Below are 2,664 nucleotides of genomic sequence, written 5' to 3' on the forward strand. Positions count from 1 at the left end.
CCAGTTAAAGCCGCACACTCTCACGATCTCCTCCCACCTCTACATGTCATCTTGATGCCAAATTACCTGGCAAATTATCCCAGGGACTACATAAAGCAGCTTGACGATTTTCCAACAGATTTTTCACTTCATTTGCAATAATTCTAATTAGATCAATATTGCAGCTCGCCAAAAACTCTTCAGAAGAAATTGCCCCTTGAAAAAAGGATTGCGCTCGTTCTCGTATTTTTTTTACATCATTAAATCCCACGAGGTTTACGATAAATGCAGTTAAGGGGGAAGTTTTCAAATCGTAACTAATATCATTGCTTCTTCCCACTTCCAGCAAAGCCAACACTTCTTTTTCCAAATAGTTTGTCGGTTGATGGGGATTAATCATACAAGGAAATGAATCTCCCATCCGACCTACCGAAACACCAGAATCAGGTAATTCTCCCATCATAATAGAGAGAGAAACATCGGAACCTAAGCGCAAGGAAAGGCTCTCAATAATCGCATTGGAAACCAGCTTGCTATCTAGATAAAGCCTTGCCACTTCGATATTCTTGCTGGCTTGATCGACCATTTTTTGGTAGGTTTCATCATCTGGTTCTCCTTGAAACTGTCGAAAAACCAATTCTGGCTTGAGAAAACTCATAAAGCCAGCCATCTTTTGAATGGCAATTCGGTAATCGCGAACGGTGTAAGAACCTGCTTTCTGGAGATTATGGTTGGTTTCTGGTAATAAACTCCAAGTATTGGCTAAGAAAACGGCAGAATTCCCATGGGCAAAACTATGGACATCTCGGTTTGAGACTCGCACAGCTCGCTTCACTGTTGCCATCATTTCTGCTTCCGCTAACTGTAAATCGAACTGCATACTAGTTAACTTCATCCGCTGGTATAAGAGTTCGCTAGGGCTTAAACCAGATTCTGATGTGGAGCGGAAGGGAATTGTTGCTTCAATACAAGCGGCAATTTGTAAAATTAGGGATGGACCCAAAAAAGATCCCAGCAGCTTCGCAGCAACTACCGCACTCAAGAACTCATTTTGCCCAGTTAGCGGATACAAGACTTGACCGGGAACAAAGTCAAACATGGCTGATACGATCTCAAAGTTTAAATCATCTGGTAACTCACTTTGATCGCGAATAAATAGTTGTCCCCTATCTTCTTCAATAAAGGGAGACAGGTAATAGGAGAGGTTGAAATTAACACTGCCATCAATTTGCACGTAGACGATATCGTGAAATAAAGCAGAGAGTACTTCCATCGCATCGGTAGAACCGCCTACTGCAAAAATATGTTCGGTTGAATGGAAATAGCGCCAAGGGCCAGTCATGGTTTTGACAATAATCTTGGCAATCTTAGATAGTTGAGGTGGCGGAACTTCAACTTTTAGATCATCTGTAGCCCAGATGAGCTTCTCGAGGCATTGGCGATAGTTCTCTTCAAAATCCATAAAGCTTCTCCAGGCTAGCTTGAACTAGTGAAACCATAATGTCAATTATCTCCAGTTTAAAAGCTGGTCGCCAAGAACTGATTAAGAATGCCAGGAAGTTGGCATCCTGCCCCGATTACAAGATGGGGGATTCTCAAAGGCTGAACTTAACTGACTTGGTGTAATACACTAGAATAATAGTAATACGCTTGACCGATGGGGAGTTTGATCCTGTATATAGCAACCGCCCTTGTCCTAACAAGGGGATGGCAGCCCCTTGTTAAAATTTGCTAGTTTAGAATGTCCTAACCGCTGTGGCGGTTGCTATAACTCTAGCCCCTACCCCCTAACCCTTAGCCCCTAGGGTTACGCTAGCCTGAACCAAAGTCAAGAGTGGGCCAGTTTGTTCCGTACCATTGACAGCAAGTTCGCTGTGACAGAGGAAAACCCGTTCGTTGACACGACCGAGTAAATCCCTTAAAATTCGTTGCAACCGCTCCTCATCTGCCTCAATTTTATCGGCTTCGGTCCAAGGTCGTCCGGACCAATCTTGGAGAAATAGCGTAGCGCCGAACAATGTCGCCGCGCCGCCACTCAACCAGAGAGGGGAACCGGCATCCAGCCAAAAATGCCAACGGTGACAACCTCGACGGGCGCGATATTGAAAGATTGTAGCTAGTGTCACCCCATTCTTTGCCCCTGTGGGTAAGCGACGGAGAGGGTAAGGATTTGCTGTAATCGTACCGCAACGCAATAGCTGAATGAATCGAGCAATGGTAGTTTGGGGAGGATCGTCTTTTCTCCTACCAATCCTAGAGTAATGAGCCATATTCTCCCCCACTCCTCCACCTTCCCCTCTTCCTACCTCTTGGGGAATTTGTCGCAACCTTCCATCCACTTCCCAGTAATGTTGAGCAGTTTCCATCAATTCTCGCAAAGCTGCTAACTGTTCGTAAGGTAAGTTACTACCATTCCACAAAAATTTCTGAATGGCGCGATCTAGAATAACAACGCAGGAGGGAATTAAGCGCTGTTGTTGTTGCTCTCGCTGTACCTCCACCCATTGTAATATTTCTGTATAAGCATTAGTCGCCCGATTTCCTAGTCTATCCCACCGGGGAAATGTTTCTACAGGTAGTAACCGGGGATGTTCCAGATCTGGAGCATAGCAGTAATCTGCTAATAAACAAGCCCTTACTGGAGCGATTTGGGGATGAGAGGGTTGGGTTTTGAGTCGGTCTCTT

1 protein-coding gene and 1 pseudogene are annotated in these 2,664 nt (G+C 44.8%); both read right to left on the minus strand.

Annotation, left to right across the window (positions count from 1 at the left end; all coding sequences use genetic code 11):
* Positions 1–46: 46 nt before the first annotated feature.
* Positions 47–1,441 (minus strand): hypothetical protein, encoded by a 1,395-nt coding sequence (locus tag NJ959_RS28305; RefSeq protein ID WP_254015099.1) that lies wholly within the window; start codon positions 1,439–1,441, stop codon positions 47–49.
* A 325-nt stretch (positions 1,442–1,766) separates the two neighbouring features.
* Positions 1,767–2,664, minus strand: a pseudogene (locus NJ959_RS28310) (recombinase family protein); the annotation flags it as partial.

The organism is Limnofasciculus baicalensis BBK-W-15, from assembly GCF_024178385.1.
Lineage (GTDB): Bacteria > Cyanobacteriota > Cyanobacteriia > Cyanobacteriales > Coleofasciculaceae > Limnofasciculus > Limnofasciculus baicalensis.

What these genes read in the sequence shown, in the direction of transcription:
- NJ959_RS28305 (WP_254015099.1), bottom strand. Translation starts at nt 1,441, where the DNA reads ATGGATTTTGAAGAGAACTATCGCCAATGCCTCGAGAAGCTCATCTGG.